Source organism: Nonomuraea montanisoli, assembly GCF_013363975.1.
Lineage (GTDB): Bacteria > Actinomycetota > Actinomycetes > Streptosporangiales > Streptosporangiaceae > Nonomuraea > Nonomuraea montanisoli.
The window spans coordinates 186382-209583 of the sequence record NZ_JABWGN010000016.1 but is presented as its reverse complement, the minus strand read 5'-3'; the positions used below and the strand labels follow the sequence as shown (position 1 = coordinate 209583).

At 73.2% G+C, this 23202-nt stretch carries 21 protein-coding genes; 13 read left to right on the top strand and 8 right to left on the bottom strand.

The annotated features are described in order from the left end of the window. Positions 1-28 precede the first annotated feature (28 nt). Complete coding sequence (locus HTZ77_RS35680; RefSeq protein ID WP_175594152.1) at positions 29-862, bottom strand: hypothetical protein; 834 nt, start codon at positions 860-862, stop codon at positions 29-31. Between the two features lie 117 nt (positions 863-979). Between HTZ77_RS35680 and HTZ77_RS35675 the strand changes: the two genes are divergently transcribed. Continuing rightward, entirely contained in the window at positions 980-1336 is a 357-nt protein-coding gene (locus HTZ77_RS35675) for a DUF1622 domain-containing protein (RefSeq protein ID WP_328808959.1), read from the top strand. 2 nt (positions 1337-1338) lie between these two features. On the opposite strand, the gene HTZ77_RS35670 is transcribed toward HTZ77_RS35675, so the two are convergent. Genes HTZ77_RS35670 through HTZ77_RS35655 form a run of 4 tightly spaced genes read right to left on the bottom strand, consistent with a single transcriptional unit; the run spans position 1339 to position 5493 of the window. Next, positions 1339-2334: a LacI family DNA-binding transcriptional regulator gene (locus tag HTZ77_RS35670; RefSeq protein ID WP_175594151.1), complete on the bottom strand. Its 996-nt coding sequence runs from the start codon at positions 2332-2334 to the stop codon at positions 1339-1341. 35 nt (positions 2335-2369) lie between these two features. Beyond that, the gene (locus HTZ77_RS35665; RefSeq protein WP_175594150.1) at positions 2370-3740 is read right to left on the bottom strand and encodes a GH1 family beta-glucosidase; all 1371 of its coding nucleotides are present in this window, start codon (positions 3738-3740) and stop codon (positions 2370-2372) included. Continuing rightward, complete coding sequence (locus tag HTZ77_RS35660) at positions 3737-4540, bottom strand: carbohydrate ABC transporter permease (RefSeq protein ID WP_175594149.1); 804 nt, start codon at positions 4538-4540, stop codon at positions 3737-3739. Before HTZ77_RS35660 ends, HTZ77_RS35665 begins: the two co-directional genes overlap by 4 nt. After that, positions 4537-5493, bottom strand: a complete 957-nt coding sequence (locus HTZ77_RS35655) for a carbohydrate ABC transporter permease (protein ID WP_175594148.1) — start codon at positions 5491-5493, stop codon at positions 4537-4539. Before HTZ77_RS35655 ends, HTZ77_RS35660 begins: the two co-directional genes overlap by 4 nt. A 122-nt stretch (positions 5494-5615) precedes the next feature. Here HTZ77_RS35655 and HTZ77_RS35650 point away from each other — a divergent pair, with 122 nt between their 5' ends. Further along, positions 5616-6815, top strand: a complete 1200-nt coding sequence (locus HTZ77_RS35650) for an RNA-guided endonuclease InsQ/TnpB family protein (RefSeq protein WP_175594147.1) — start codon at positions 5616-5618, stop codon at positions 6813-6815. Between the two features lie 14 nt (positions 6816-6829). Here the strand turns inward: HTZ77_RS35650 and HTZ77_RS35645 are convergent, their stop codons facing one another. Further along, on the bottom strand, positions 6830-8101 hold the full coding sequence (locus HTZ77_RS35645) for an ABC transporter substrate-binding protein (RefSeq protein ID WP_328808958.1): 1272 nt from the start codon (positions 8099-8101) through the stop codon (positions 6830-6832). Positions 8102-8310: 209 nt separating this feature from the next. After that, entirely contained in the window at positions 8311-9294 is a 984-nt protein-coding gene (locus tag HTZ77_RS35640) for a LacI family DNA-binding transcriptional regulator (RefSeq protein WP_205304367.1), read from the bottom strand. 197 nt (positions 9295-9491) lie between these two features. Between HTZ77_RS35640 and HTZ77_RS35635 the strand changes: the two genes are divergently transcribed. Genes HTZ77_RS35635 through HTZ77_RS35595 form a run of 9 tightly spaced genes read left to right on the top strand, consistent with a single transcriptional unit; the run spans position 9492 to position 19380 of the window. Then, complete coding sequence (locus tag HTZ77_RS35635) at positions 9492-11516, top strand: primary-amine oxidase (protein WP_175594144.1); 2025 nt, start codon at positions 9492-9494, stop codon at positions 11514-11516. Between the two features lie 6 nt (positions 11517-11522). After that, entirely contained in the window at positions 11523-13148 is a 1626-nt protein-coding gene (locus HTZ77_RS35630) for an ABC transporter substrate-binding protein (protein ID WP_175594143.1), read from the top strand. A 5-nt stretch (positions 13149-13153) separates the two neighbouring features. Beyond that, positions 13154-14062 (top strand): ABC transporter permease, encoded by a 909-nt coding sequence (locus HTZ77_RS35625; protein WP_175594142.1) that lies wholly within the window; start codon positions 13154-13156, stop codon positions 14060-14062. Continuing rightward, positions 14059-14883, top strand: coding sequence for an ABC transporter permease (locus HTZ77_RS46910; RefSeq protein WP_175594141.1), 825 nt, complete (start codon positions 14059-14061; stop codon positions 14881-14883). Before HTZ77_RS35625 ends, HTZ77_RS46910 begins: the two co-directional genes overlap by 4 nt. An 8-nt stretch (positions 14884-14891) precedes the next feature. Continuing rightward, a complete protein-coding gene (locus tag HTZ77_RS35615; RefSeq protein ID WP_235995627.1) occupies positions 14892-15878 on the top strand; it encodes an ABC transporter ATP-binding protein in 987 nt (328 codons plus the stop codon). After that, positions 15875-16612, top strand: coding sequence for an ABC transporter ATP-binding protein (locus tag HTZ77_RS35610; protein WP_175594140.1), 738 nt, complete (start codon positions 15875-15877; stop codon positions 16610-16612). Before HTZ77_RS35615 ends, HTZ77_RS35610 begins: the two co-directional genes overlap by 4 nt. Next, positions 16609-17577, top strand: a complete 969-nt coding sequence (locus tag HTZ77_RS35605) for a P1 family peptidase (protein WP_175594139.1) — start codon at positions 16609-16611, stop codon at positions 17575-17577. Before HTZ77_RS35610 ends, HTZ77_RS35605 begins: the two co-directional genes overlap by 4 nt. Positions 17578-17581: 4 nt before the next feature. Further along, entirely contained in the window at positions 17582-18310 is a 729-nt protein-coding gene (locus HTZ77_RS35600; protein WP_175594138.1) for an FMN-binding negative transcriptional regulator, read from the top strand. Next, the gene (locus tag HTZ77_RS35595) at positions 18307-19380 is read left to right on the top strand and encodes a C45 family autoproteolytic acyltransferase/hydolase (protein WP_175594137.1); all 1074 of its coding nucleotides are present in this window, start codon (positions 18307-18309) and stop codon (positions 19378-19380) included. The genes HTZ77_RS35600 and HTZ77_RS35595 overlap by 4 nt, the downstream gene beginning before the upstream one ends. A gap of 11 nt (positions 19381-19391) precedes the next feature. Here the strand turns inward: HTZ77_RS35595 and HTZ77_RS35590 are convergent, their stop codons facing one another. Beyond that, positions 19392-20552 (bottom strand): acyl-CoA dehydrogenase family protein, encoded by a 1161-nt coding sequence (locus HTZ77_RS35590; protein WP_175594136.1) that lies wholly within the window; start codon positions 20550-20552, stop codon positions 19392-19394. A 78-nt stretch (positions 20553-20630) separates the two neighbouring features. Between HTZ77_RS35590 and HTZ77_RS35585 the strand changes: the two genes are divergently transcribed. Next, complete coding sequence (locus tag HTZ77_RS35585; protein ID WP_175594135.1) at positions 20631-22076, top strand: aldehyde dehydrogenase family protein; 1446 nt, start codon at positions 20631-20633, stop codon at positions 22074-22076. After that, positions 22073-23200, top strand: coding sequence for a CaiB/BaiF CoA transferase family protein (locus HTZ77_RS35580; protein WP_175594134.1), 1128 nt, complete (start codon positions 22073-22075; stop codon positions 23198-23200). The genes HTZ77_RS35585 and HTZ77_RS35580 overlap by 4 nt, the downstream gene beginning before the upstream one ends. Positions 23201-23202 lie beyond the last annotated feature (2 nt).

Below are 23202 nucleotides of genomic sequence, written 5' to 3'. Positions count from 1 at the left end.
GCCGGCGGGGCCGGCGGGTCCACGAGGATCAGCCGCGGCCGGTGGCGCGCCGGGGGCGGCGGGTCAGCAGACCGCCGATCCCCGCCGCCATGATCAGCGCCGACCCGCCCAGCACGAGCGCCCGTCCGTCCGGGCCCGCCTCGCCGCCGCCACCCGTCTCCGCTCCCGCCTTGGGGACGGCGGACGACCGCTCGCGGGTGGTCTCCCTCTCGGAGGTGTCCTCCGAGGAGTCGGACGAGTCCTCGTCGTCGGAGGCGCCGGAAGAGGTGGGCGTGCCGGAGGTCGAGGTGTCCGGGTCGGGGTCGGTGCCCCCGGCGGCGACCGTCAGCGGGTACGCCGAGAGCCGCCCGGCACTGGCCGGCTCGCACTCGATCAGGGGGTCGTTCTCGGTCGTCCCGAGGTTGACCGCGCCGGGCCGGACGGAGCCGGTGCCCGGGTTCCTCGCCGTGGCCTTCATCTCCACGGTGGGCAGGGTGATGGCCTGTCCGGGCGTGATGGCGCCGAGGGCGCCCACGCCGGTGGCGGAGGTGAGCCCCGTCAACCCCGAGATCCCGGCGTGCGCGTAGAGGTTCACCCCTGCGGACAGCCCCACCGAGGGCGCCTTCAGCTCCGAGCCCGTCTCGAACGTGCCGCTCCACGTGATGGAGAACTGCTCTCCCACCACGGCCGAGGTCGGCATCGTCAGAGTCACCCGGACGCGTACGGTCTGGGCCGGCACCAAGTCCCCGCTGCAGGTGTACTCGACCACGTCCGAGCTCGCCCGCGCCGCGGACGACGCTCCGAGCGGCGCGAAGGCCGCAAGCGCCAGCGCCACGGCCGAGGCGGCGAGCCGGACCCGAGCCCTGGACGTAAGCACCGGCATGACGCTCCCCACGGCCGCTGTTCCACTGGAGCTCCAGCATTCCAGCCGTTGATCACAGGCGGATTGAGATCGTGCGGGGAGCGGGGTGGGCATGAAGACGCCGAGGGGGGGAGCTGCGTGCAGGACGTCATGGAGATCATCGGCGGGGTCATGGACTTCGCCGGCGTGCTCGTCATCGCCGCCGGCGTCCTGGCCGCGCTCGTGGACTTCGGGGTGAGGTACGTCCGCACGCGCGAGGCGGCCGGCCTCTACACGCTGTGCCGGCAGAGCGTGGGCCGGGCGATCCTGCTCGGCCTGGAGCTGCTGGTGGCGGCCGACATCATCAGGACCGTGGCCGTCTCGCCCACGTTCCAGAGCGTGGGCGTGCTGGCCGTGATCGTGGCGGTGCGCACGTTCCTCAGCTTCTCGCTCCAGGTGGAGCTGGAGGGCCGGCTGCCGTGGCGGGCCGAGCCGCCGCGCGAGCCGTCCCGCTGAGGTCAGGCCGACTCGCGCACCACCAGCTCCGTCGGCAGGATCACCGGCTCGGCCGGGCCGCCCTCGAACAGCCCGAGCAGGAGCCGCACCATCGCCGTCGCCTGCTCCACCACCGGGTGGCGGACCGTCGTCAGCGGCGGCTCGGTGTACTGGGCGGCCTCGATGTCGTCGAAGCCCACCACCGCCACGTCGTCCGGCACCCGGCGGCCCGCCTGCCGCAGCGACTGGAGCGCGCCCACCGCCATCAGGTCGTTGGCCACGAACACCGCGTCGAGGCCCGGGTCGTCGCCGAGGAGCTGGCGCATCGCCACCGCGCCCGACTCGCGCGTGAAGTCGCCGACCGCGACGATCGAGCGGCGGTCGGAGTCGCGCAGCACGTTGCGGTAGCCGGTCAGCCGGTCCTGGCCGCCGATCATGTCCTGCGGGCCGGCGATCGTGGCGATCCGCCGCCGGCCCGCCGCCACCAGGTGGCGCACCGCCAGCTCGGCCCCGCCCACGTTGTCGTTGTCCACGTACGGGATGTCCACGGGGACGGCGGGCCGGCCGTACGAGACGACCGGCACGCGCAGCCGGGACAGCGCGGCCGGGAGCGGGTCGGCCCCGTGCATGGAGATGAGCATGACCCCGTCGACGTGGCCGCCGGCGATGTAGTGCTCCACCCGCGCGTGACTGCTGGCCGAGGAGGCCAGCATGAGCACCACCTGCTTGTTGACGGTCTCCAGCTCCACGCTCGCCGAGCGGATCACCGTGGAGAACAGGGGATCCTCGGAGAACACCCGGGTCGGCGGCTCCGACACGACGAGCGCGACCGAGTCGGTGCGCTGCGTGACCAGGCTGCGCGCGGCCGGGTTGGGCACGTAGCCCAGCTCGTCGATCGCGCGCAGCACGGCGTCGCGGATGTGCGGCGCCACGGTCGTCTGCCCGTTGACGACCCGCGAGGCCGTGGCACGGGAGACCCCGGCGCGGGCGGCGACCGCCTCCAGGGTCGGCCGCCTCATGTCTGCGCCAGGGAGAGGGTGAACACGGAAGGAATCTACAGCCCGTTCCTGGCGATCACGTTCCTGAACCACAGCGCGCTGTCCTTCGGTGTCCGGGCCTGGGTGGCGTAGTCGACGTGGACGATGCCGAACCGGCGCCGGTAGCCCTCGGCCCACTCGAAGTTGTCCAGCAGCGACCACACGAGGTAGCCGCGCAGGTCGGCGCCCGCCTCGATGGCGCGGTGCGCCTCGCGCAGGTGTCCCTCCAGGAAGGAGACGCGCTCGGCGTCGTGGACCCGGCCGTCCACCACCACGTCCTCGAAGGCCGCGCCGTTCTCGGTGACCATGAGCGGGATGCCCGGGTAGTCGCGGGTCAGCCGGACCAGCAGCCGCGACAGCCCGTCGGGCACGATCGGCCAGCCCATGGCCGTGGACGGGGCCTCGGCGGCGCGGAAGCCGATGTCCTCCGAGCCCGGCCAGGCGGCGTCGGCCGGCTCGCCGGGGGCCGCCTCGACCACGCATGGGTTGTAGTAGTTCACGCCGATCTGGTCGATCGGCACGGCGATCAGCTCCAGGTCGCCGTCCTGGATGTGGCCGGTGCCGCCGTTGCGTCCGGCCGCCTCCAGCACCGCCTCCGGGTAGCGGCCGTGGACCGCGGGGTCGAGGAACTGCCCGGTCAGCAGGGCGTGGACGCGCTCCACGGCCGCCGCGTCCGCCTCGCCCGGCACCGCGGACGGGTCGCCGACCTGGGCGGGGGTGAGCGCGGGGGCCGAGTTGACGACGAGCATGAGGTGCTGCGCGCCCCGCTCGCGCAGCCGGGCCGCCGCGAGGCCGTGGCCGAGCAGCAGGTGGTGCGCGGCGCGCATGGCCGCCGCCGGGTCGCGGCGGCCGGGCGCGTGGACGCCGTTGCCGTAGCCGAGGTACGCCGCGACCCACGGTTCGTTCAACGTGGTCCAGTGGCGCACCCGGTCGCCCAGCCGGGCGTGCACGGCCTCGGCGTAGTCGGCCAGCCGGTGGGCGGTGTCGCGGGCGGTCCACCCGCCGCGGTCCTCCAGCGCCTGGGGCAGGTCCCAGTGGTAGAGCGTCGCGTACGGGGTGATGCCGGCGGCCAGCAGCTCGTCCACGAGCCGGTCGTAGAAGGCCAGGCCGCGGGGGTTGGCGGGGCCCGTGCCGTCGGGCTGGACCCGCGGCCAGGCCACGGAGAACCGGTAGGCGGCCAGCCCGAGCTCGCGCATGAGCGCGACGTCGCCGGTGTGGCGGTGGTAGTGGTCGCAGGCGACGTCGCCGGTGTCGCCGCCCGCCACGTTCCCGGGGGTGTGGGAGAAGACGTCCCAGATCGACTGGCCGCGCCCGTCCTCCTTGACCGCCCCCTCGATCTGGTACGAGGCCGTGGCGGCACCCCAGACGAAGTTTTCCGGGAAAATCATCCTTTTACTGCTCCTTGCATGATTCCGCCGATGATCTGTCTGCCGAACAGGGCGAAGACGAGGACGAGGGGGAGGGTGCCGACCGCCGTGCCGGCCAGGCCCAGCACGTAGTCGTTGACGTAGCCGCTGGCCAGGGTGGACAGGGCCACCTGCACGGTCGGGTTGTCGGGGGTGAGGACGACCAGCGGCCAGAAGTAGTCGTTCCAGGCCGACATGAAGGTCAGCATGCCGAGCACCGCCGCCGCGGGCCGCGCGACCGGCAGCACGACGTGCCAGAACAGCCCCCACGTCGTGCACCCGTCCACCCGGCCCGCCTCCAGCAGCTCGCCCGGCAGGGCGCGCGAGAGGAACTGGGTCATGAAGAACACCCCGAACGCGTTGACCAGGGCGGGCACGACCAGGGCGTACATGGTGCCGGTCCACTCCAGCTTCACCATGAGCAGGTAGAGCGGGATGATGCCGAGCTGCGCCGGCACGGTCATGGTGGCGACCGTCACCAGCAGCAGGGCGTTGCGGCCCCGGAAGCGGAGCTTGGCGAACGCGAACCCGGCCAGCGTGGACAGGAACATCACCGCGACCGAGATCGAGCCCGCGACCAGCACCGAGTTGAGCAGCGCCAGCCCGAACGGCACGGTGTCGAAGACGCGGGAGACGTTGGCGAAGAAGTTGCCGCCGGGCAGCAGCGGCGGCGGCACCTGGGCCAGCGCCGAGTTGTGCCGGGAGGCCACGACCACGCTGTAGTAGAGCGGGAAGGCGGAGAAGAAGACCACCGCGACGAGGGTGAGGTAGCGCAGCCTCATGCCAGCCCGCCCCTCATCCGGCGGGTGAGCAGGTAGTTGACGCCCGCGACCAGCACCACGGCGGCGAACATCAGCCACGAGGCCGCCGCGGCGTAACCGAAGTCGAACTTGGTGAAGCCCTGCTCGTAGACGAACAGCGCGAGCGTCTGGTACTGCCGGTCGGGCCCGCCGCTCGCGCCGACGCCCCCGGCGCCGCTGCTCGCGCTGAACAGCAGGGGCTCGGCGATGATCTGCATGGCGCCGATCGTGGACACCACGACCACGAAGACGATCGTCGGCCGGATCATCGGCAGCGTGATCCTGCGGAGCTGGGTGAACCCGCTCGCGCCGTCGAGGGTGGCCGCCTCGTACAGCTCGCGCGGGACGGCCTGCATGGCCGCCAGGAAGATCAGCGCGTTGTACCCCGTCCAGCGCCACATGATCATCGTGGACAGGGCGACGTGGGAGGTGGCCGTGCCCGCCGCCCAGTCCACCGCGCCGGCCCCGAACCAGGACAGCACCCAGTTGATCAGCCCGAAGTCGCGGCCGAAGAGCTGGCTGAAGATGACCACGACGGCGACCACGCTGGTGACGTTGGGCAGCAGCAGCGACACCCGGAACAGCGTCTGGAAGCGCAGCGGCCGGTTGAGCAGGTGCGCCAGCCAGATCGCGAGCACGAGCTGCGGCGCGGTGGACAGCACGCCGATGGACAGCGTGTTGAACACGGCGTTCCAGAAGTAGCCGTCGGCCAGCAGCGTGGCGTAGTTGGCGGCGCCGACGAAGGCGTGCTCGTCCGACAGCAGCGTCCAGTCGTGCAGGCTCACCCAGGCGGTGTAGGCCAGCGGGAACAGCCCGAAGGCGCAGAAGAGCAGCAGGAACGGCGCGACGTAGGCGTACGGCGACACCCTCACGTCGAGGGTGTGCCGCACGCCCCGCCGGTGCCGCCGGGCCACGGCGAGGGGCAGTGAGCTCATCGAAACTCCATGAGGCCGGAGACCCCGGGCTTCAACCTCGGGGAGGAAAAGCTGGACACCACCCGCACGTGCTTCATGCGAAGTGGGTGATTCTCGAGTGGGTGATTGGTCAAAATGGATCTGTGAGGACGGCGTTCAAGTGCCGGGCGTACCCGACGCCTGAGCAGGTAGGCGTGTTGAATCGCACGTTCGGTTGTGTGCGCGTCGTCTGGAATCGCACCCTGGCCTGGCGGCGCGACCGGTACCGCGCTGAGCGGGTGAAGATCGGCTTCGTTCAGGCGAACGCCTACCTCACCGCGATGAAGGCCACCGATGAGCTGACGTGGCTGAACGAGGTGTCCTCGGTGCCGCTGCAGCAGGCGATCCGGCACCAGCAGGCGGCGTTCACGAACTTCTTCGCCGGACGCGCCAGATACCCGCGTTACAAGTCCCGTGCGGGACGGCAGTCGGCCGAGTACACCCGATCGGGATTTCGTTACCGTGACGGGCGGCTGTTCCTGGCGAAGATGGACGCGCCGCTGGCGTTCGTCTGGTCCTGGCCCGGTGTGGACCCGGCGTCGATCGCCCCGACCACGGTGACCGTCTCCCGTGACCCGTGCGGGCGGTGGTACGTCTCCTTCGCCGTCGATGCCGCCGAACCCGACCGGCTCGCGCCCGCAGGAGCAGTGGTCGCGGTCGATCTCGGGGTGACGGACTTCGCCGTCACCTCCGACGGCGAGAAGATCCCGAACCCGCGACATCTGGCCAAGCGGGACCGCAACCTGGCCCGCTACCAGCGCCGCCACGCGCGCAAGGTTCAGGGGTCGAACAATCGGGAGAAGGCCAAGGCCAAGGTCGCCCGCGCCCACCGGAAGGTCCGCGCGGCCCGGACGGACTTCCTGCACAAGACCAGCACGCGTCTGGTCCGCGACCACGACGTGATCGTGATCGAGGACCTGGCCGTGACGAACATGGTCCGCAACCGTACGCTGGCCAAGGCCATCTCCGACTGCGGGTGGGGCACCTTCCGCCGCATGCTCGAATACAAGACGGCCAGGCACGGCCGTCAGCTGATCGTGGTCGACCGCTGGCTGCCCAGCTCCAAGACCTGCTCGGCCTGCGGGCACCTGCTCACGCGACTCTCGCTCGGCATCCGGGCGTGGCAGTGCCCGTCCTCCGGCACCCGGCACGACCGGGACGTCAACGCCGCGAAGAACATCCTGGCGGCAGGTCTTGCCGTGTCCGCCTGTGGAGGTGACGTCAGACATTCCGGGTCCTCTCGGGTGCAGTCGCCTGTGAAGCAGGAACCCCGACCTGTGAAGGTCGGACTCCCTCGCCTCTAGGCGTGGGGAGAAAGTCAATTGATCTTCTTGACGTCCTCGAGGACCTGCGCCCAGGCCTGGTCGGGGGTCTGCTTGCCCTGCTCGACCCGCCCGAGGCCGTCGCCGATGACGACGCGGACCTCCGCCTCCTTGGGCCCGAGGTGCTGCGGCTTGAGCGCCTTGGCGGCCTCCGAGTAGATCTTGCCGATGGGCGCGTCGCCGAAGAACGGCTTGGTGAAGCTCTGGATCGACGGGTCGTCGTACAGGGCCGGGATCGACGGGAACGTGCCCTCCTCCTTGAAGACCTTGGCCTGGTTGTCCTTGGAGGTGAGGAAGTCGATCAGCTCGGCCGCCTCCTTGGGGTGCTTGCTCTGCTTGGGGATCATCAGGTGGGAGCCGCCGCTGTTGCCCGAGCCGCCGGGCACGGTCGCGATGTCCCATTTGCCGGTCGCGTCCTTGGCCTGCTCCTGGATGAAGCCGGTCATCCAGGCCGGGCAGATGATCGTGGCGAACGAGCCCTTGGCGAAGCCGGTGTTCCACGGCGGGGAGAAGGCGGCCAGCTTGGCGGTCAGCTTGTCGGAGGTGAGCTGGTTGGACAGGTCCCACGCCTGCTTCACGGCCGGGTTGGAGCCCACGATGATCTGGTCCTGGTCGTCGTACAGGCCGGTCGGGGCCTGGTTGACCATGGCCCGGAAGATCTCGCCGGGGCTGTCGACGAACTTGGAACCCGCCACGCCGGCCGCCGCGAACTTCCGGCCGGTCTCGATGTACTTGTCCCAGGTCGGCCAGAGCGCGGCCACCTCGGCGCGGTCCGTGGGCAGGCCGGCCTTGGCGAACAGGTCCTTGCGGTAGCACATGGCCAGGCCGCCCACGTCGGTGCCGAGGCCGAGAAGCTGGCCGCCCTGCTTGCTCAGGCCCTGCTGCCACTTCCAGTCGAGGTACTCGCCCTGCCGCTTGTCCAGGCCGTACTGCTTGAGGTCGTGGAACTTGGCGGGCTGGGCGGTGAAGGTGCTGATGTAGCCCACCTCGACGGCCTCGATGTCGTCGGCGCCGGCGTTGGTGGCCAGGCGCTTGACCAGGTTGTTGTGGTGGTCGTTGAACTGGGTGACGTTCTCGGTGATCTCGATGTTCGGGTGGGACTTCTTGTACTCCTCGTAGAGCGGCTTGAAGCCGAAGTCGCCGAACAGGCCGACGCTGAGCTTGATCTTCTCTCCCGGCTTGGCGGCGGTCCCGGCGGTGTCACCGCCTCCGCCGCCGCAGGCCGTGGCGAGGGCGAGGAGGGAGGCGGTGAGCAGGGGGACGGTCACGCGCTGGAGGCGAGGAGGCATGGGGACCCTCCGGGGTCGGGGCGGGGGGAGTTGTCCGGCTGAGAGAGCGCTCTCTCGACAGGGTCGCCAAGCTCACCCATGGCTGTCAATTGCTGTGAGATAACGATCGGAGAGCGCGAGAGAGCGCGTTCACAGGCGGGATGTCGGCCGCCGACCCGGGAAAGCGCTTGCGCGCTCGGTGGCGGGGCTCAGGCGCGGCGGGTCGAGTCGCGGACGATGAGCTCTATGGGGTGGACGCGCTCGGCGCCCGGCCGCGCGCGCCCGGCGAGCAGGTCGAACAGCAGCTCCGCGCACCGCACCCCGGCCTCGCGGGGCCGCAGGTCGATGGAGGTGATGGGCGGGTCGGCGAGCTGCATCGCCTGGCTGTCGACGCACGAGGCCAGGAGCAGGTCGCGGCCGGGCGTCCGGCCCTCCTCGCGCAGCAGCGGCCCGATCCCGGCGGCCGCCCCGGCGGGGCCGCAGACGAGCGCGTCGATCTCCGGCCGCAGCGCCAGCAGCTCCCGGGCCGCGCGCCGGACCTCGTCGGCCGGCGCGTCGAACGGCACGGTGCGCACCTGCGGCTCCATGCCGTGCCGCGCGCACCAGTCGCGGAACCCGCCGTGGACGGCGGCGGCCCAGTCGCTCGCGTCGCCGGCCACGATGAGCGCGGGCCGGCTCGCGCCCGAGGCGCTCAGGTGGTCCATGAGCGCGCCGACCGTCTCGGCGTGCTGGGACAGGACGACGCCGTCGGCCTGTCCCGCGCCGGGGAAGCGCTCGCAGGTGACCGTGGGCAGCCCGGCGCTCATGAGCCTGGCGACGAGGGGGTCGTCGGCCATCGGGTCGCCGAGCACCAGGCCGTCGACGCGCGGCGTGCGGCGGCCCGAGGTGATCAGCGTGACGTCGTAGTCGTTGTCGGCCGCGCCCTGCACGACGCCGAACACGAACGCCATGTAGTAGACCGACCGGGTGAGCACCTCCGGCACGTGCAGGCCGATGGTGCCCGTGCTCGCGCGGCGCAGGTGCCGGGCCGAGCCGTTGGGCACGTAGCCGAGGGCGGCGGCGGCCGCCAGCACGCGGGCCTTGGTCTCGGCGGAGACCCGGCCCGAGCCCCTGAGCGCGTCGGATGCGGTCGTCTTGGACACCCCGGCCGTCCTGGCGACGGTGAGGAGGGTGGCCGGCTCGTCTGGGCCCACGCCCCCGATGCTAGCGCTCTCCCGAACGTCCTTCGGCCGGGTCGGTCGCGCCCCGGCTGGACGGGTTTCGGGCTGGTTTCCAACCACGTTGGGGTCTTGTCCTCCTCTGGTCGCGGAAGTATGTTGACCGACATGCCGGAACGTTCCGGCACCACAGTGCGACACTGTCGGCACGGCAGCGAAGGGGCGACAGCCGGATGTCATCTGGACGGCGAGTTCTCGGCGTCGGCGAGCGGCCGCACCCGCTCGACCCGCTCAGCGCACGGGAGATCGAGCACGCCACGCGCATCATGACCGAGGACGGCGTGCTGGCCGCCGGCTCCGGCCGGGTCTCCTACCTCGGGGTCGAGGAGCCGCCCAAGGAGGAGGTGCTCGGCGCGGGCCCGGCCCCCCGGCGGGCCCGCGCCCTGCTCATCGACCTGGCCACCGAGCAGGCTCGCGACGTCGTGGTCTCGCTCACCGACGGTCGGGTCGAGTCGAGCCGGGCGATCGACCCGGTGACCGCCGGCCAGGTCCCCATGCTGGACGAGGAGCACGAGCTGGTCCGGCGGGTGCTCAGGGCCGACGAGGGCTGGGCCGCCGCCCTGGCCCGGCGCGGCCTGGACGCCGGCGCCGAGATCTGGCTCGCCGCCCTGTCGGCCGGCCACTACGGGCTGCCCGGCGAGGAGGGCCGGCGGGTCGCGCGCGTCCTCGCCCACCTGCGGCCCACCCCCGACAGCCTGCCGTGGGCGCACCCGATCGACGGCCTGGTCGCGTACGTGGACCTGCTCAAGGGCACCGTGATCGAGATCGTCGACACGGGCGCCCAGCCGATCCCCGCCGAGCACGGCGACTACCACCTGCCCGGCGCCTTCGGCGAGCCGCGCACGACCCAGCGCCCCATCCACATCACGCAGCCCGAGGGGCCGAGCTTCGCGATCGACGGCAACCTCGTCACCTGGGAGAAGTGGAGCGTCCGGCTCGGCTACGACATGCGCGAGGGCCTGGTGCTGCACCAGATCGCCTTCGACGGCCGGCCGGTCGTCTACCGGGCGTCGGTGGCCGAGATGCTGGTGCCCTACGGCGACCCCAGCCGGATCCGGTTCTGGCAGAACTACTTCGACACCGGCGAGTACCAGCTCGGCAAGCTGGCCAACTCCCTGGAACTGGGCTGCGACTGCCTGGGCGAGATCACCTACTTCGACGTCACCGTGACCGGCGGCGACGGCTCGCCCAAGGCGCTGACCAACGCGATCTGCATGCACGAGGAGGACTTCGGCGTGCTGTGGAAGCACACCGACCCGGCCAACGGCTCCCGCGAGACCAGGCGGCAGCGCAGGCTGGTGATCTCCTTCTTCGTCACGGTCGGCAACTACGACTACGGCTTCTACTGGTACCTCTACCTCGACGGCACCGTCGAGCTGGAGGTCAAGGCCACCGGCATCGTGTTCACCGGCGCCTACGACGAGCGCGCCGCCCCCTACTCCTCGCAGGTGGCGCCGGGCCTGGCCGCGCCCTACCACCAGCACCTGTTCTCGGCCCGGCTGGACATGATGGTCGACGGCCTGGCCAACGCCGTGGACGAGGTCGAGGTGGTCCGCCTGCCCATGGACGAGGCCAACCCGTACGGCAACGCCTTCGGCCGGCGCGCCACCCGGCTGCGCACCGAGTCGCAGGGCCGGCGCGAGGCCGACCTGGCCACCGGCCGCACCTGGCACGTGGTCAACCCGGAGGTCGCCAACCGGCTGGGCGAGCCCGTCGGCTACGCCCTGCACCCCGAGGGCCTGCCCACCCTGCTCGCCCACGAGGACTCCTCGATCCGCTCCCGCGCCGAGTTCGCCACCAGCCACCTGTGGGTGACGCGCTACCACCCGGCGGAGCGGTATCCGGCCGGTGACCTGGTCAACCAGCACCCCGGCGGGGCCGGACTGCCCGCGTACACCGCGGCCGACCGCGACATCGACGGCCAGGACATCGTGCTGTGGCACACGTTCGGGCTGACCCACTTCCCCCGCACCGAGGATTGGCCGATCATGCCGGTCGACACGTGCGGCTTCACCCTCAAGCCCGTCGGATTCTTCGACCGCAACCCCACGCTCGACGTCCCGCCGAGCGCCACCTCCCCGAGCTCCTGCCACACCACCAGCGCCACGCCGAGCGGCACGGCCGGGAGCTCCTGCCACACCCCCGCGAACGGCGCCCCGCCCGGCGCCCCCGCCGAGGGCTCCTGCCACCAGAGATGAGGCGTCATGCGAAACAGACTGGCCTGCGGGGTCGCCGCCGTGCTCACCGCCACCTCGGCCTGCGGCGGCGGAACCGCCGCCGCCCCCGGCACGCCCGGAGGGGCGAGCGCGGACGCGAAGGCCCCGCCCGGCTACCTCGCGCTCGCCGACGACAAGCTGCCCGCGGGTGGCGCGCTCAGCTTCGCCGTGCACATCGACAGCGGGGCCGCGACCGGGCTGGACCCCCAGCTCGCCGACGTGGCCACCTCCTGGCAGCTCATGTCGCTGGTGTACGAGACGCTCGTCACCGTCGGCCCCGACTTCGCCCCGAAGCCCGCGCTCGCCGAGAGCTGGGAGACCCCCGACCCGAAGACCTACGTCTTCCACCTGCGCAAGGGGGTGGCCTTCTCCAACGGCCGGGCGATGACCGCCGACGACGTGGTCGGCAGCCTGAAGCGGCTGCTCGCCGCCAAGTCGGTGTGGCGCGGCCAGCTCGGGCCGGTCGAGAAGGTCGCCAAGGTGGACGCCGGCACCGTCAGGGTCACGCTGGCCGAGCCGTACACGCCGTTCCTCGCCGCGCTGGCCAACGTGCCGGCCGCGGTCCTGCCGATGAAGGAGATCGAGGCGGGCTCGCTCGACCCGGCCAAGGCGATGCTCGGCACCGGCCCGTTCAAGGTGCAGGACCACCGCCAGGACGTCTCGTGGTCCTTCGTCCGCAACGAGCACTACTGGGACAAGGGCAAGCCGGCCGCCGACAGCCTGTCCGTCACCATCGCCCCGGAGGAGGCGGCGCGCGTGGCGGCCGTGCAGAACGGCAGCGCCGCCCTCGCCTCGCTCGGCAACGTCGACTCCGCCGCGATGCTGGCCGGCGCGGCCGACGTCAAGGTCGCCACCCAGGCGACCACCGACTTCTACTACCTGATGCTCAACTCCAAGAACCCCAAGTTCGCCGACCCCCGGGTCCGGCAGGCGGTGAACATGGCGCTCGACCGCAAGCAGATCGCCGAGGTGGCGCTCGGCGGCCAGGGCAGGCCCACCGGCGTCACCCCCGCGGGCCTGCCCGGCGCCTGCGACCCGGCCACGCTCCCGTCGGCCACCGGCGGCGGCGCGGCCAAGGCCAAGGAACTGCTCGCCCAGGCCGGCGCCGCCGGCCTGTCCTTCACGCTCAGCATCTACGCCACCGAGCCGGCCCCGGCCGTCGCCCAGGTGATCCAGCAGAACCTCCAGCAGGCCGGCGTCACCGTCAGGATCGAGCAGATGGACGAGGCGAGCTGGGCGGGCAAGGTGTACGGCAAGGTGCCGGCCCCGTTCGACTCCGCCCTGTCGTGGTTCGCCGGCTACGCCGACCCCGGCATGGTCACCACCTGGTGGAACCCGGACGTGGCGGGCTTCAACCAGGGCTTCATGCAGGCCGACAAGGACCTCAACGCGCTCATCGCCAGGGCCGGCGCGACCCCGGCGGGCCCGGAGCGGGACAAGGCGCTGGCCGAGGTGTGCGCCAAGGTGGACACCGACTCCCAGATGGTGCCCCTGGTGACCCGCCCGGCCACGATCGCCTACCGGGCCGACGCGGTCAGCCCCAGCCTGTACGCCACCGAGGGCTACGGCAACCTGCTGCGGCTGGTCGCCGACGCCCGCGTCAAGCGGGGCTGAGCGCGATGCGGCTGCTGCTGTGGTGGGGCGGCCGGGCGCTCAGCTCGGCCGTCACGCTCCTCGGCATTTCGGTGCTCATCTTCGCGGCCCTGCGCCTGATGCCCGGCGGGTTCGCCGAGACCATCCTCGGCCCGTTCGCCACGCCGGAGCAGAAGGCCGAACTGGCCGCCCGCTACGGGCTCGACCAGTCGGTGCTCGCCCAGTACGGGCACTGGCTGGCGGCGTTCGGCACCGGCGACTTCGGCACCTCGATGATCAGCCGGCAGCCGGTCGCGGCCGAGCTGGCGGCGCGGCTGCCGGTGACCGCCCAGCTCACGCTCCTCGCCGTGGCCGCCGCGGTCCTGGCCGGGGTGCCGCTGGGCGTCGTCACCGCCGTACGCGCCCGGCCCGGCGGTGGCGGCGGCGCGGGCCGGCTGCTGAGCGGCCTCGGCGTGAGCGTCCCGGAGTTCGCGCTGGGCAGCCTCGTGGTCTTCGTGGTCTCCCGGTACGGCCTGCAGACCACCGGGTACCTGCTGCCCGCCGCGGTCCTGTCGATCTTCGCCATCTCGGCCACGGCCCGGACGACCCGAGACGCGGTGCTCGGCGTGCTGGTGGAGCAGCACATCACCGCCGCCGTCGCCCGGGGCGAGACGCCGTGGTTCATCATCAGGCACCACATCCTGCGCAACGCCGCCGGCCCGGTGCTCACGCTCACGGCGACGATCACCGCGTACCTGCTGGGCGGCGCGCTGATCGTCGAGTACCTGTTCAACCTGCCCGGCATCGGCTCCTACGTCGTGCAGGCGGTCGGCCGCAGGGACTACGCGGTCGTGCAGGCCGGCGTGCTGCTGGCGGCGGCCGTGTTCATCGTCATGAACGTCCTGGTCGACCTGCTCGTCGGCCTGGTGGACCCGCGGCTCGGGAGGCGCGCGTGAAGAAGCTCCGGCTCGACCCGCTCTCGCTCGCCGGCCTGGCCTGCCTGCTGCTGCTCGTGCTGCCGGCCCTCGGCTCGCTCGTGGACGCGGCCGGCGACCCCGACGCCATCGTCGGGCCGCGGCTCCAGCCGCCCGGCCCCGGCTGGTGGCTGGGCACCGACAACCTGGGCCGCTCCGTGCTGCCGCGCGTCATGGAGGGCGTGGGCACCACGCTGCTGCTGTCGTCGGCGGCCGTGCTCGTGACCGCCGCGCTGAGCGCCGGCTTCGGCGTCCTCGCGGGCTACCGGGGCGGCTACCTGAACGAGCTGATCATGCGGGTGGTGGAGGTGCTCTACTCGTTCCCGGCGATCGTGCTGGCCGTCCTCGTGGCCGCCGTCGCCGGGCCGGGGCAGCTCGCCGCGCTGGCCAGCATCGTGCTCGTGACCATCCCGCTCATGACCCGGCTCGTGCGGGCCGCCGCCGTGGCCGTGGCCGGACGCGACTACGTGACGGCCGCCGTCATCAGCGGCGCGCGGCTGCCGCGCGTGCTCGGCCGGCACGTCCTGCCGAACGTGGCCGGGACGATCGCCGTGCAGGGCACGTACGCGCTGTCGGTCGGCATCTCCGTCGAGGGCGGCCTGAGCTTCCTGGGCTTCGGCGTGCAGCCGCCGCAGGCGTCGCTCGGCGTGCTCATCCGGCAGGGCGGGACGTACATGATGGCCGCCCCCTGGCTGATCATCGGACCGGGAGCCGTGCTGGTGCTGGCCATCCTGTCCATCAACGTGTTCGGCGACGGCCTGCGCGACCGCTTCGAACCGAGGGAGACGAGGTCGCTGGTATGAAGGCCCGGATGGACAAGGCCCCGATGGACAAGGCCCGGATGGACAAGGCGCTGCTGGAGGTGGACGGCCTGGTCGTGGACTACGGCCGGGCCCGCGCCCTCGACGGCGCCGACCTGCGGGTGGCGGCCGGGCAGACGGTCGGCGTGGTGGGGGAGAGCGGCTCGGGCAAGTCCACGCTCGGCGCGGCGATCGGCCGCCTGCTGCCCCGCCAGGCCCGGGTCGAGGCGGGCGAGGTACGCGTGGCCGGGGAGCCCGTGCTGGACCTGCGCCCGGCCGAGCTGCGGCGGCTGCGCCGCAACCGGCTGGGCTTCGTCTTCCAGGACCCGATCGCCTCGCTCGACCCGACCATGCGGGTGGGGCGGCAGCTACGCCTCGTGCTGGGCCGGGAGGGCCGGGGCGACGTGGCCGGCCAGCTGGCCCGGGTCGGGCTCGACGCGGCCCGGGTCGCCTCCGCGTACCCGCACCAGCTCTCCGGCGGCATGGCGCAGCGGGTGGCGATCGCGCTGGCCATGGCCGCCTCGCCCGAGCTGCTGGTCGCCGACGAGCCGACGGCCTCGCTGGACGCCCAGGTGCGGGAGAAGGTGCTGGACGTGGTGTTCACGCTCGCGGCCGGGGCCGGGACGAGCATCGTCTGGCTCAGCCACGACCTGCCGGCCGTGGCCCGCAGGTGCGACCGGGTGGCCGTCATGTACGGTGGCCGGGTCGTGGAGTCCGGCCCGGCGGCGGCGGTGCTCGGCGCTCCTGCCCACCCCTACACCGCGGCCCTGGCCGGGTCGGCGCCCGCGGCGGCGGCCCCTGGCGTGCGGCTGCGGCCCGTGCCCGGCCGGCCGCCGGTGCTGACCGGGCCGTCACCGGGGTGCGCGTTCGAGCCGCGCTGCCCGTTCGCCGAGGAGCGCTGCGCCGTGGAGCGGCCCGCGCCGGTCCGGGTGGGCGAGCAGGACGCGCTCTGCCACCGGGCCGCCGACCTGGTCGGAGAGCTGGAGGTGGTCGCGTGATCCTGGAACTGGACGACGTCACGGTGTCCTTCACCACCGGCCCGCCGTTGCGGCGCCGCCGTCTCGACGCCGTGCGCGGCATCTCGCTGGCCGTGGCCGAGGGCGAGACGCTGGGCGTGGTGGGGGAGTCCGGCTCGGGCAAGACCACCACCAGCCGGGTGGCGCTCGGCCTGCAACGGCCCACCTCCGGCACGGTCCTGTTCGACGGCAGACCGTTCCCGCGCAGGCGCCGCGACCTGGCCGGGCGCATCCAGGCGGTGCTCCAGCACCCGCACTGGTCGCTCAACCCCCGCATGCGCGTCGGGCAGAGCGTCGCCGAGCCGCTGGCCGTGCTCGGCCGGCCCGCCGGCTCGCTGGTGGCCGAGGCGCTGGAGCAGGTCGGCCTGGGCGCCGGCTTCGCCGAGCGCTATCCCCACGAGCTGTCCGGCGGCCAGCGGCAGCGGGTGTCGATCGCCCGCGCGCTGATCACCCGGCCGAGCTTCGTCGTCCTCGACGAGGCGGTCAGCGCCCTCGACGTCTCCGTGCAGGCCCAGATCCTCAACCTGCTGAAGGACCTCCAGGCGGAGTTCGGCTTCAGCGCCCTGTTCATCTCCCACGACCTCGGTGCCGTCCGGTACGTGGCCGACCGGATCGCCGTCATGCGCGACGGCGAGATCGTCGAGACCGCGGACGCCGCCGCCTTCTACACCGCTCCCGAACACCCGTACTCGCGCCAGCTCCTGGAGTCCCTGTGACCCTCGCCCCCGTCTCGTCCTTCAGCACCGGTGTGCCGAGCAACCCCGACCTCCCGCTCACCCCCCAGCCCAGCCCCGGCCGCGGCAGCGTGCCGTTCGACCTGCCCGGGGTGTACGTCGGCACCGCCGAGTACGCCGAGGGCCCCACCGGCTGCACCGTCGTGCACGTCCCGGCGGGCGCGCGCACCGCCGTCGACGCCCGCGGCGGCGCGGTCGGCATGAGCGGCGGCTACGACTTCAACCACGCGATCTGCTTCGCGGGCGGCTCGGTGTACGGCCTGGCCGCCGCCGCGGGCGTGAGCGAGGAACTCCTCGCCCGGCGCGGCAACCAGGTCAGGTGGGACGAGCTGCAGCTCGTCTCCGGCGCGGTGATCTACGACTTCTCCGCGCGGGACAACGCCGTCCACCCCGACGCTGAGCTCGGCCGCGCCGCGCTGCGCGCCGCCCGCGAGGGCGAGTTCCCCGTGGGCCGGTGCGGGGCCGGCATCGGCGCCACCGCCGGGAAGATCGACTTCGGCCGGGCGGAGTACACCGGGCAGGGCGCCGCGTTCGGCGTCTTCGGCAGCGTCAAGGTGCTGGTGGCGACCGTGATCAACTCCGTGGGCGTGGTCGTGGGCCGCGACGGCGAGATCCTGCGCGGCAACTACCACTCCGGCGAAGGGGCGAGGCGGCACCCGAGCGTGGACTACGCGGAGCTCGCGGACGCGCCGGCCGTGATGGGCAACACCACGCTGACCGTGATGGTGACGAACGTGAGCCTGACCGACCGCGACTTCGCGCAGGTGGCGCGCCAGGTGCACAGCTCGATGCACCGCGGCATCCAGCCCTTCCACACCTCGACGGACGGCGACGTGCTGTTCGCCCTCACCACCGACGAGGTGGAGCTGGAGGGGCTCAAGCCGGCGGGCTTCGGCGCGCTGGCCTCGGAGGTGGCCTGGGACGCCATCCTGAGCGGCGTGGAGTAGGCCGATGCACGTCTTCCCCCGTTACGCGCCGGCCGACCCGGCGCACGCGGCGCGCCTGGTGCGGGAGAACCCGTTCGCGCTCGTGGTCACCGTCGCGGGCGGCGTGCCCGTGGCCACCCACGCCCCGGTGCTCGTGGAGGACCCGGGTGGCTCCGGGTTCGAGGGCGCCACGCTCGTCGGCCACCTGGCCCGGGTCAACCCGCAGTGGCGTACCTGGGAGTCCTCGCCGGACGTGCTGGTCGTCTTCTCGGGGCCGCACGGGTACGTCTCGCCGACCAGCTACGAGGCGGACCCGGCGGTGCCGACCTGGAACTACGCGGCCGTCCACCTGACGGGCCGGATCGAGGTCCATCCCGATCCGCTGGAGGTCGTGGAGCGGACCGTGGAGGCGATGGAGTCGTCCCGGACGCCGCGGTGGCGGCCCAGCGCGGTCTCGCGCGAGGTGTTCGCCGAGATCGTGTCCGGTGTGGTCGCCTTCCGGGTACGGGTGACGGGGGAGCGCGGCATGTTCAAGCTGAGCCAGGACGCCGACGACGGGCGGCGCGCGAGGGTCCGTCGCGACGCGGGCCCGGCGCTCGCCGCGCTCATGGACCAGGTGGACCCCCGCCCGACCTCGGCCGGGCAGGAAACAGGTCCGGCCTCGGCCGGGCAAGCAACAGGTCCGGCCTCGGCCGGGCAAGCAACAGGTCCGGCCGAGGCCGGGCAAGCAGCAGGCCCGGAGGTGGCTTCTTGAGCAGGTTCCCCGCGTTCACCTCCTCGCGCCTGGACCCGGGCGGCCGCGGCCGGGAGTTCGGGGCCCACTGGGGCGCGGCCGTGCGCGCCAACCACGACGGCTACCTGCGGCTGTTCGAGGCGTGCGGGGCCGGGCCCGGGAAGGTCCGCGAGCTGGCCGAGCGCGCGCTGGCCGCCACGGCCGCCTGGGCGCCGGCGCTGGCGGAGGAGATCGGCGGCATCGCGGCCGGTTGCGGCCTGGAGCCCTGGCGGGTGGCCGCCGTCAACGCCCGCACCGAGATCCTCGCGGCGATGCGGGCCGGCGGCGAGGGCGAGTGCTCGACCGCCGTCGTGCTGGACGCGGGCCGGCCGCCCCGCACCGTCCAGACCTGGGACTGGCACGACCACCTGCGCGACGCGCCGCTGCTGTGGGCCTTCGAGACGGGCGACGGGCGCCGGGTGCGCACGTTCACCGAGGCCGGGGTGCTGGCCAAGATCGGCGTCAACGACGCGGGCCTCGGGATCCACTTCAACATCCTGCGCCACCGCTCCGACCACGCGGACGTCGGCGTGCCCGTCCACCTGGTCGCGCGCCGGATCCTCGACGAGGCGGCCACGCTGGACGAGGCCACGCGGATCGCCCGCTCGGCGCGGACGTCGGCGTCCACGGTGGTCACGGTGGTGACCCGGGAGGGGGTCAGGGCGCTGGAGATCTGCCCGGCGGGCGTCGGCGTGGTCGAGGCCGGGGTGAACGGGATCGGCGGCGTGCTCCTGCACACCAACCACTTCCTGGACCCGGAGCTGGCGCGGGGCGAGGACCTCGGCACCGAGCGGCCCGGCACGTACGCGCGGCTGCGCCACCTGGAGGAACGGGTGGGCGGCCTGGCCGACCCCGACCTCACGGCGCGGGCCGGGGCGATGACCTGCCACGCCCCGGTGGCGCCGGTGTGCGCCCACCCGGACCCGGAGCTGCCCTTCGACCAGCGCTGGGAGACGCTCGCGGTGATCAGCCTGGACGTGGCCGCGGGCGCCATGCGCGTCCACCGGGGACGGCTCTGCCAGGTCGCCGGGACGACCTGGCAGACGTTCTGAGCGCAGCCGTCCTAGTGGAAGGCGGGCAGGCCGGTGAGCGCCTTGCCGACGACCAGCGCGTGGATCTCCGAGGTGCCCTCGTAGGTCAGCACGGACTCCAGGTTCACCGCGTGGCGGATCACCGGGTACTCCAGCGTGACGCCGCTCGCGCCGAGCAGCGTGCGGCACGTCCGCGCGATGTCGAGGGCCTCGCGCACGTTGTTGAGCTTGCCGACGCTCACCTGCTCGGGGGTGATCTCGCCCCGCTCCTTCAGCCGCCCGAGGTGCACCGCCAGCAGCAGGCCCTTGCCCAGCTCCAGCGTCATGTCGGCGAGCTTGGCCTGGGTGAGCTGGTAGGAGGCGAGCGGCCGGGCGAACACCTCGCGGGAGGCGACGTAGTCCAGCGTCGTCTCCAGGCAGTCGAGCGCGGCGCCCATCGCGCCGAAGACGATGCCGAACCGGGCCTCGTTCAGGCAGCCCAGCGGGCCGGACAGCCCCCGGGCGCCGGGCAGCATCGCCTCGGCCGGCAGGCGCACGCCGTCCAGCACCAGCTCGCTGGTCACGCTGGCGCGCAGCGACACCTTGTGCTTGACGTCGTGCGCGGCGAAGCCGGGCGTGCCCGCCGGGACGAGGAAGCCGCGGACGCCGTCCTCGGTGCGCGCCCAGACGACCGCGACGTCGGCGATCGAGCCGTTGGTGATCCACATCTTGGTGCCGTCGAGCACCCAGTCGGAGCCGTCGCGCTTGGCCGTCGCGCGCATGCCGCCCGGGTCGGAGCCGAAGTCGGGCTCGGTGAGGCCGAAGCAGCCGATGCGCTCCCCGGCCGCCATGGCGGGCAGCCACTCCTGCTTCTGCTCCTCGCTGCCGTACCTCCAGATCGCGTACATGGCCAGCGAGCCCTGCACCGAGACCAGGCTGCGCAGCCCGGAGTCGGCGGCCTCCAGCTCCAGGCAGGCCAGGCCGTACGCGACGGCGCCGAGGCCGACGCAGCCGTACCCGTCGAGGTGCATGCCGAGCACGCCGACCGAGCCGAGCGTGCGGGCCAGCTCGCGCGCGGGCAGCTCGCCCGTCTCGAACCAGCCGGCGACGTGCGGCCGGATCTCGCGGTCGCAGACCTGGCGGACGGCCTGGCGGATGTCGCGCTCCTCGTCGGTGAGGAGGCTGTCGAGGGCGAAGAGAGCAGAGGGGTGCATGCGGGCGCTCCTGTCCACGGAATGGATATTGGATCCAATATTGATTATCCAATATGACACAGATAGGGTGATTTGACCATGGAGCTGCTGAACCTCGTGAACGGCCGCTGGATCGAGGGATCCGGCGCCGAGTTCGCCGACGCCAACCCCGCGAACCCCGGCGAGATCGTCGCGCGCGGGCGCGCCGCCTCACCCGAGGAGGTGGAGCTGGCCGTCCGCGCCGCCCGCGACGCCGCGCCCGCCTGGCGCGCCACCCCCCACCACGAGCGCGCCGCCGTCCTGTCCCGGGCCGCCGTCCTCCTCGACGCGGCCGCCGAGGAGTGGGGCCGCGAGCTGAGCCGCGAGGAGGGCAAGACGCTGCCCGAGGCCGTGGCCGAGGTGCGCGGCGCCGCCCGCATCCTGCGCTACTACGCCGCCGAGGCCGACCGCGAGAGCGGCGAGATCTACGCCTCCCCGCGCCCCGGCGAGAACCTCCTCGTCATGCGCCGTCCCGTGGGCGTCGCCGGCCTCATCACGCCGTTCAACTTCCCGATCGCCATCCCCGCCTGGAAGATCGGCCCCGCGCTGACCTACGGCAACACGGTCGTGTGGAAGCCCTCCTCGCTCGTGCCGCTCCTCGCCATGCGCCTCGCGGGCGCCCTGACCGAGGCGGGCCTGCCCGACGGCGTCCTCAACCTCGTGTACGGCGAGGCCGACGCCGGAGCGGCGATCATCGACCACCCCGGCGTGAACGTCGTCTCCTTCACCGGCTCCACCGAGGTCGGCCGGGCCGTCATCGCCCGCTGCGGCGAGCTGGCCAAGCCGGTGCAGACCGAGATGGGCGGCAAGAACGCCGCCGTCGTGCTCGCCGACGCCGATCTCGACCACGCCGCCGAGCAGGTGTGTCTCGGCGCGTTCCGCTCCACCGGGCAGAAGTGCACGGCCACCTCCCGCCTGGTGGTCGAGGAGGCCGTCGCCGCCGACCTGCTGCGCAAGGTGGCCGCCAAGGCCGAGGAGCTCGTCGTCGGCGACCCGCTCAAGGACGGCGTGGAGATGGGGCCGCTCATCAGCGCCGCCGCCCGGGAGCGCGTGGCCGCCGGCGTGCGGCGGGCCGTCGAGGACGGCGCCGAGCCGCTGGCGGGCGCCCGGCCGTACCGGGAAGGACAGCTCGCCGAGGGCTGGTTCACCCCGCCCACCGTGCTCGCCCTGCCCGGCACGCACCTGGACGTGTGGAGCACCGAGCTGTTCGGCCCGGTCGTCGGCGCGGTGCGCGCCTCGGGCCCGGAGGAGGCGCTGCGGCTGGCCAACCGGAGCGAGCACGGGCTGTCGGCGGCGATCTTCACCCGCGACCTCGGCGCCGCGCTGCGGGCCGTGGACGACCTCGACGTCGGAGTGCTCCACGTCAACTCCGAGTCCGCCGGCACCTTCCCCTGGGTGCCGTTCGGCGGCAGCAAGCTCAGCGGCTTCGGGCCGAGGGAGCAGGGACGGGCCGCCCGCGAGTTCTTCACCCAGGCCGTCACCGTCTACCTCGGGACGCCGGCGTGAGCGGGGCCCTGTCCGGCCTGCTCGTGGCCGACTTCAGCCGGGTGCTGGCCGGCCCGTACGCGACCATGCTCCTCGCCGACCTCGGCGCCGACGTCGTCAAGGTCGAACGGCCGGGCGGCGGCGACGACACCCGCTCGTGGGGCCCGCCGCACGCCGGGGGAGAGGCCACCTACTTCCTGGCCGTCAACCGCAACAAGCGCTCCATCGCCCTCGACCTGCGCGACCCGGCGGACGCCGAGGTGGCCCGCGCCCTCGCCACCCGCGCCGACGTGCTCGTCGAGAACTTCCGGCCCGGCACCATGGACCGCCTCGGACTCGGCTACGACAAGCTGCGCGCGGCCAACCCGGGGCTCGTCTACTGCTCCATCACCGGGTTCGGCGAGGGCGAGGGAGCGGAGCTGCCCGGCTACGACCTCATCGCGCAGGCCGTCGGCGGGCTGATGAGCGTCACCGGCGAGCCGGACGGGCCCGGCACCAAGGCGGGCGTCGCCCTCGTGGACGTGATCACCGGGCTGCACGCCTCGCTCGGCATGCTGGCCGCCCTCCGCCACCGCGACGCCACCGGCCAGGGACAGCGGGTGACGGTCTCGCTGCTGTCGTCGCTGCTGTCGGCCATGACCAACCTGGCCTCCGGGTACGCCGCCGCCGGCGTGGTGCCCTCCGCCATGGGCAACCGGCACCCCAGCATCGTCCCGTACGAGGTCTTCCGGGCCGCCGACCGGCCGATCGTCATCGCGGCCGGCAACGACCGCCAGTTCCGCGCCCTGTGCGAAGCCCTCGGGCGCGGCGACCTCGCGGCCGACCCGAGGTACGCCGCCAACTCCGGCCGGGTCGCCCACCGGGACGAGCTGTGCGCCGAGCTCGACCGTGCCCTCTCCGCCCGCTCGGCCGACGCGTGGTTCGCCGCCCTGACCGCGGCCGGGGTGCCCTGCGGGCCGATCAACACCATGGCCGACGCCTTCGCCCTGGCCACCGAGCTGGGCCTGAACCCGCTGGTCGGCGAGGGACCGGCCGCGCAGGTGGCCAACCCCGTCGGCCTCGGCCGCACGCCTGCGGAGTACCGCCTCGCGCCCCCGTCGCTCGGGCAGGACGATCAGTGGGTCCGGGAGCTCCTGGGCGATTGACG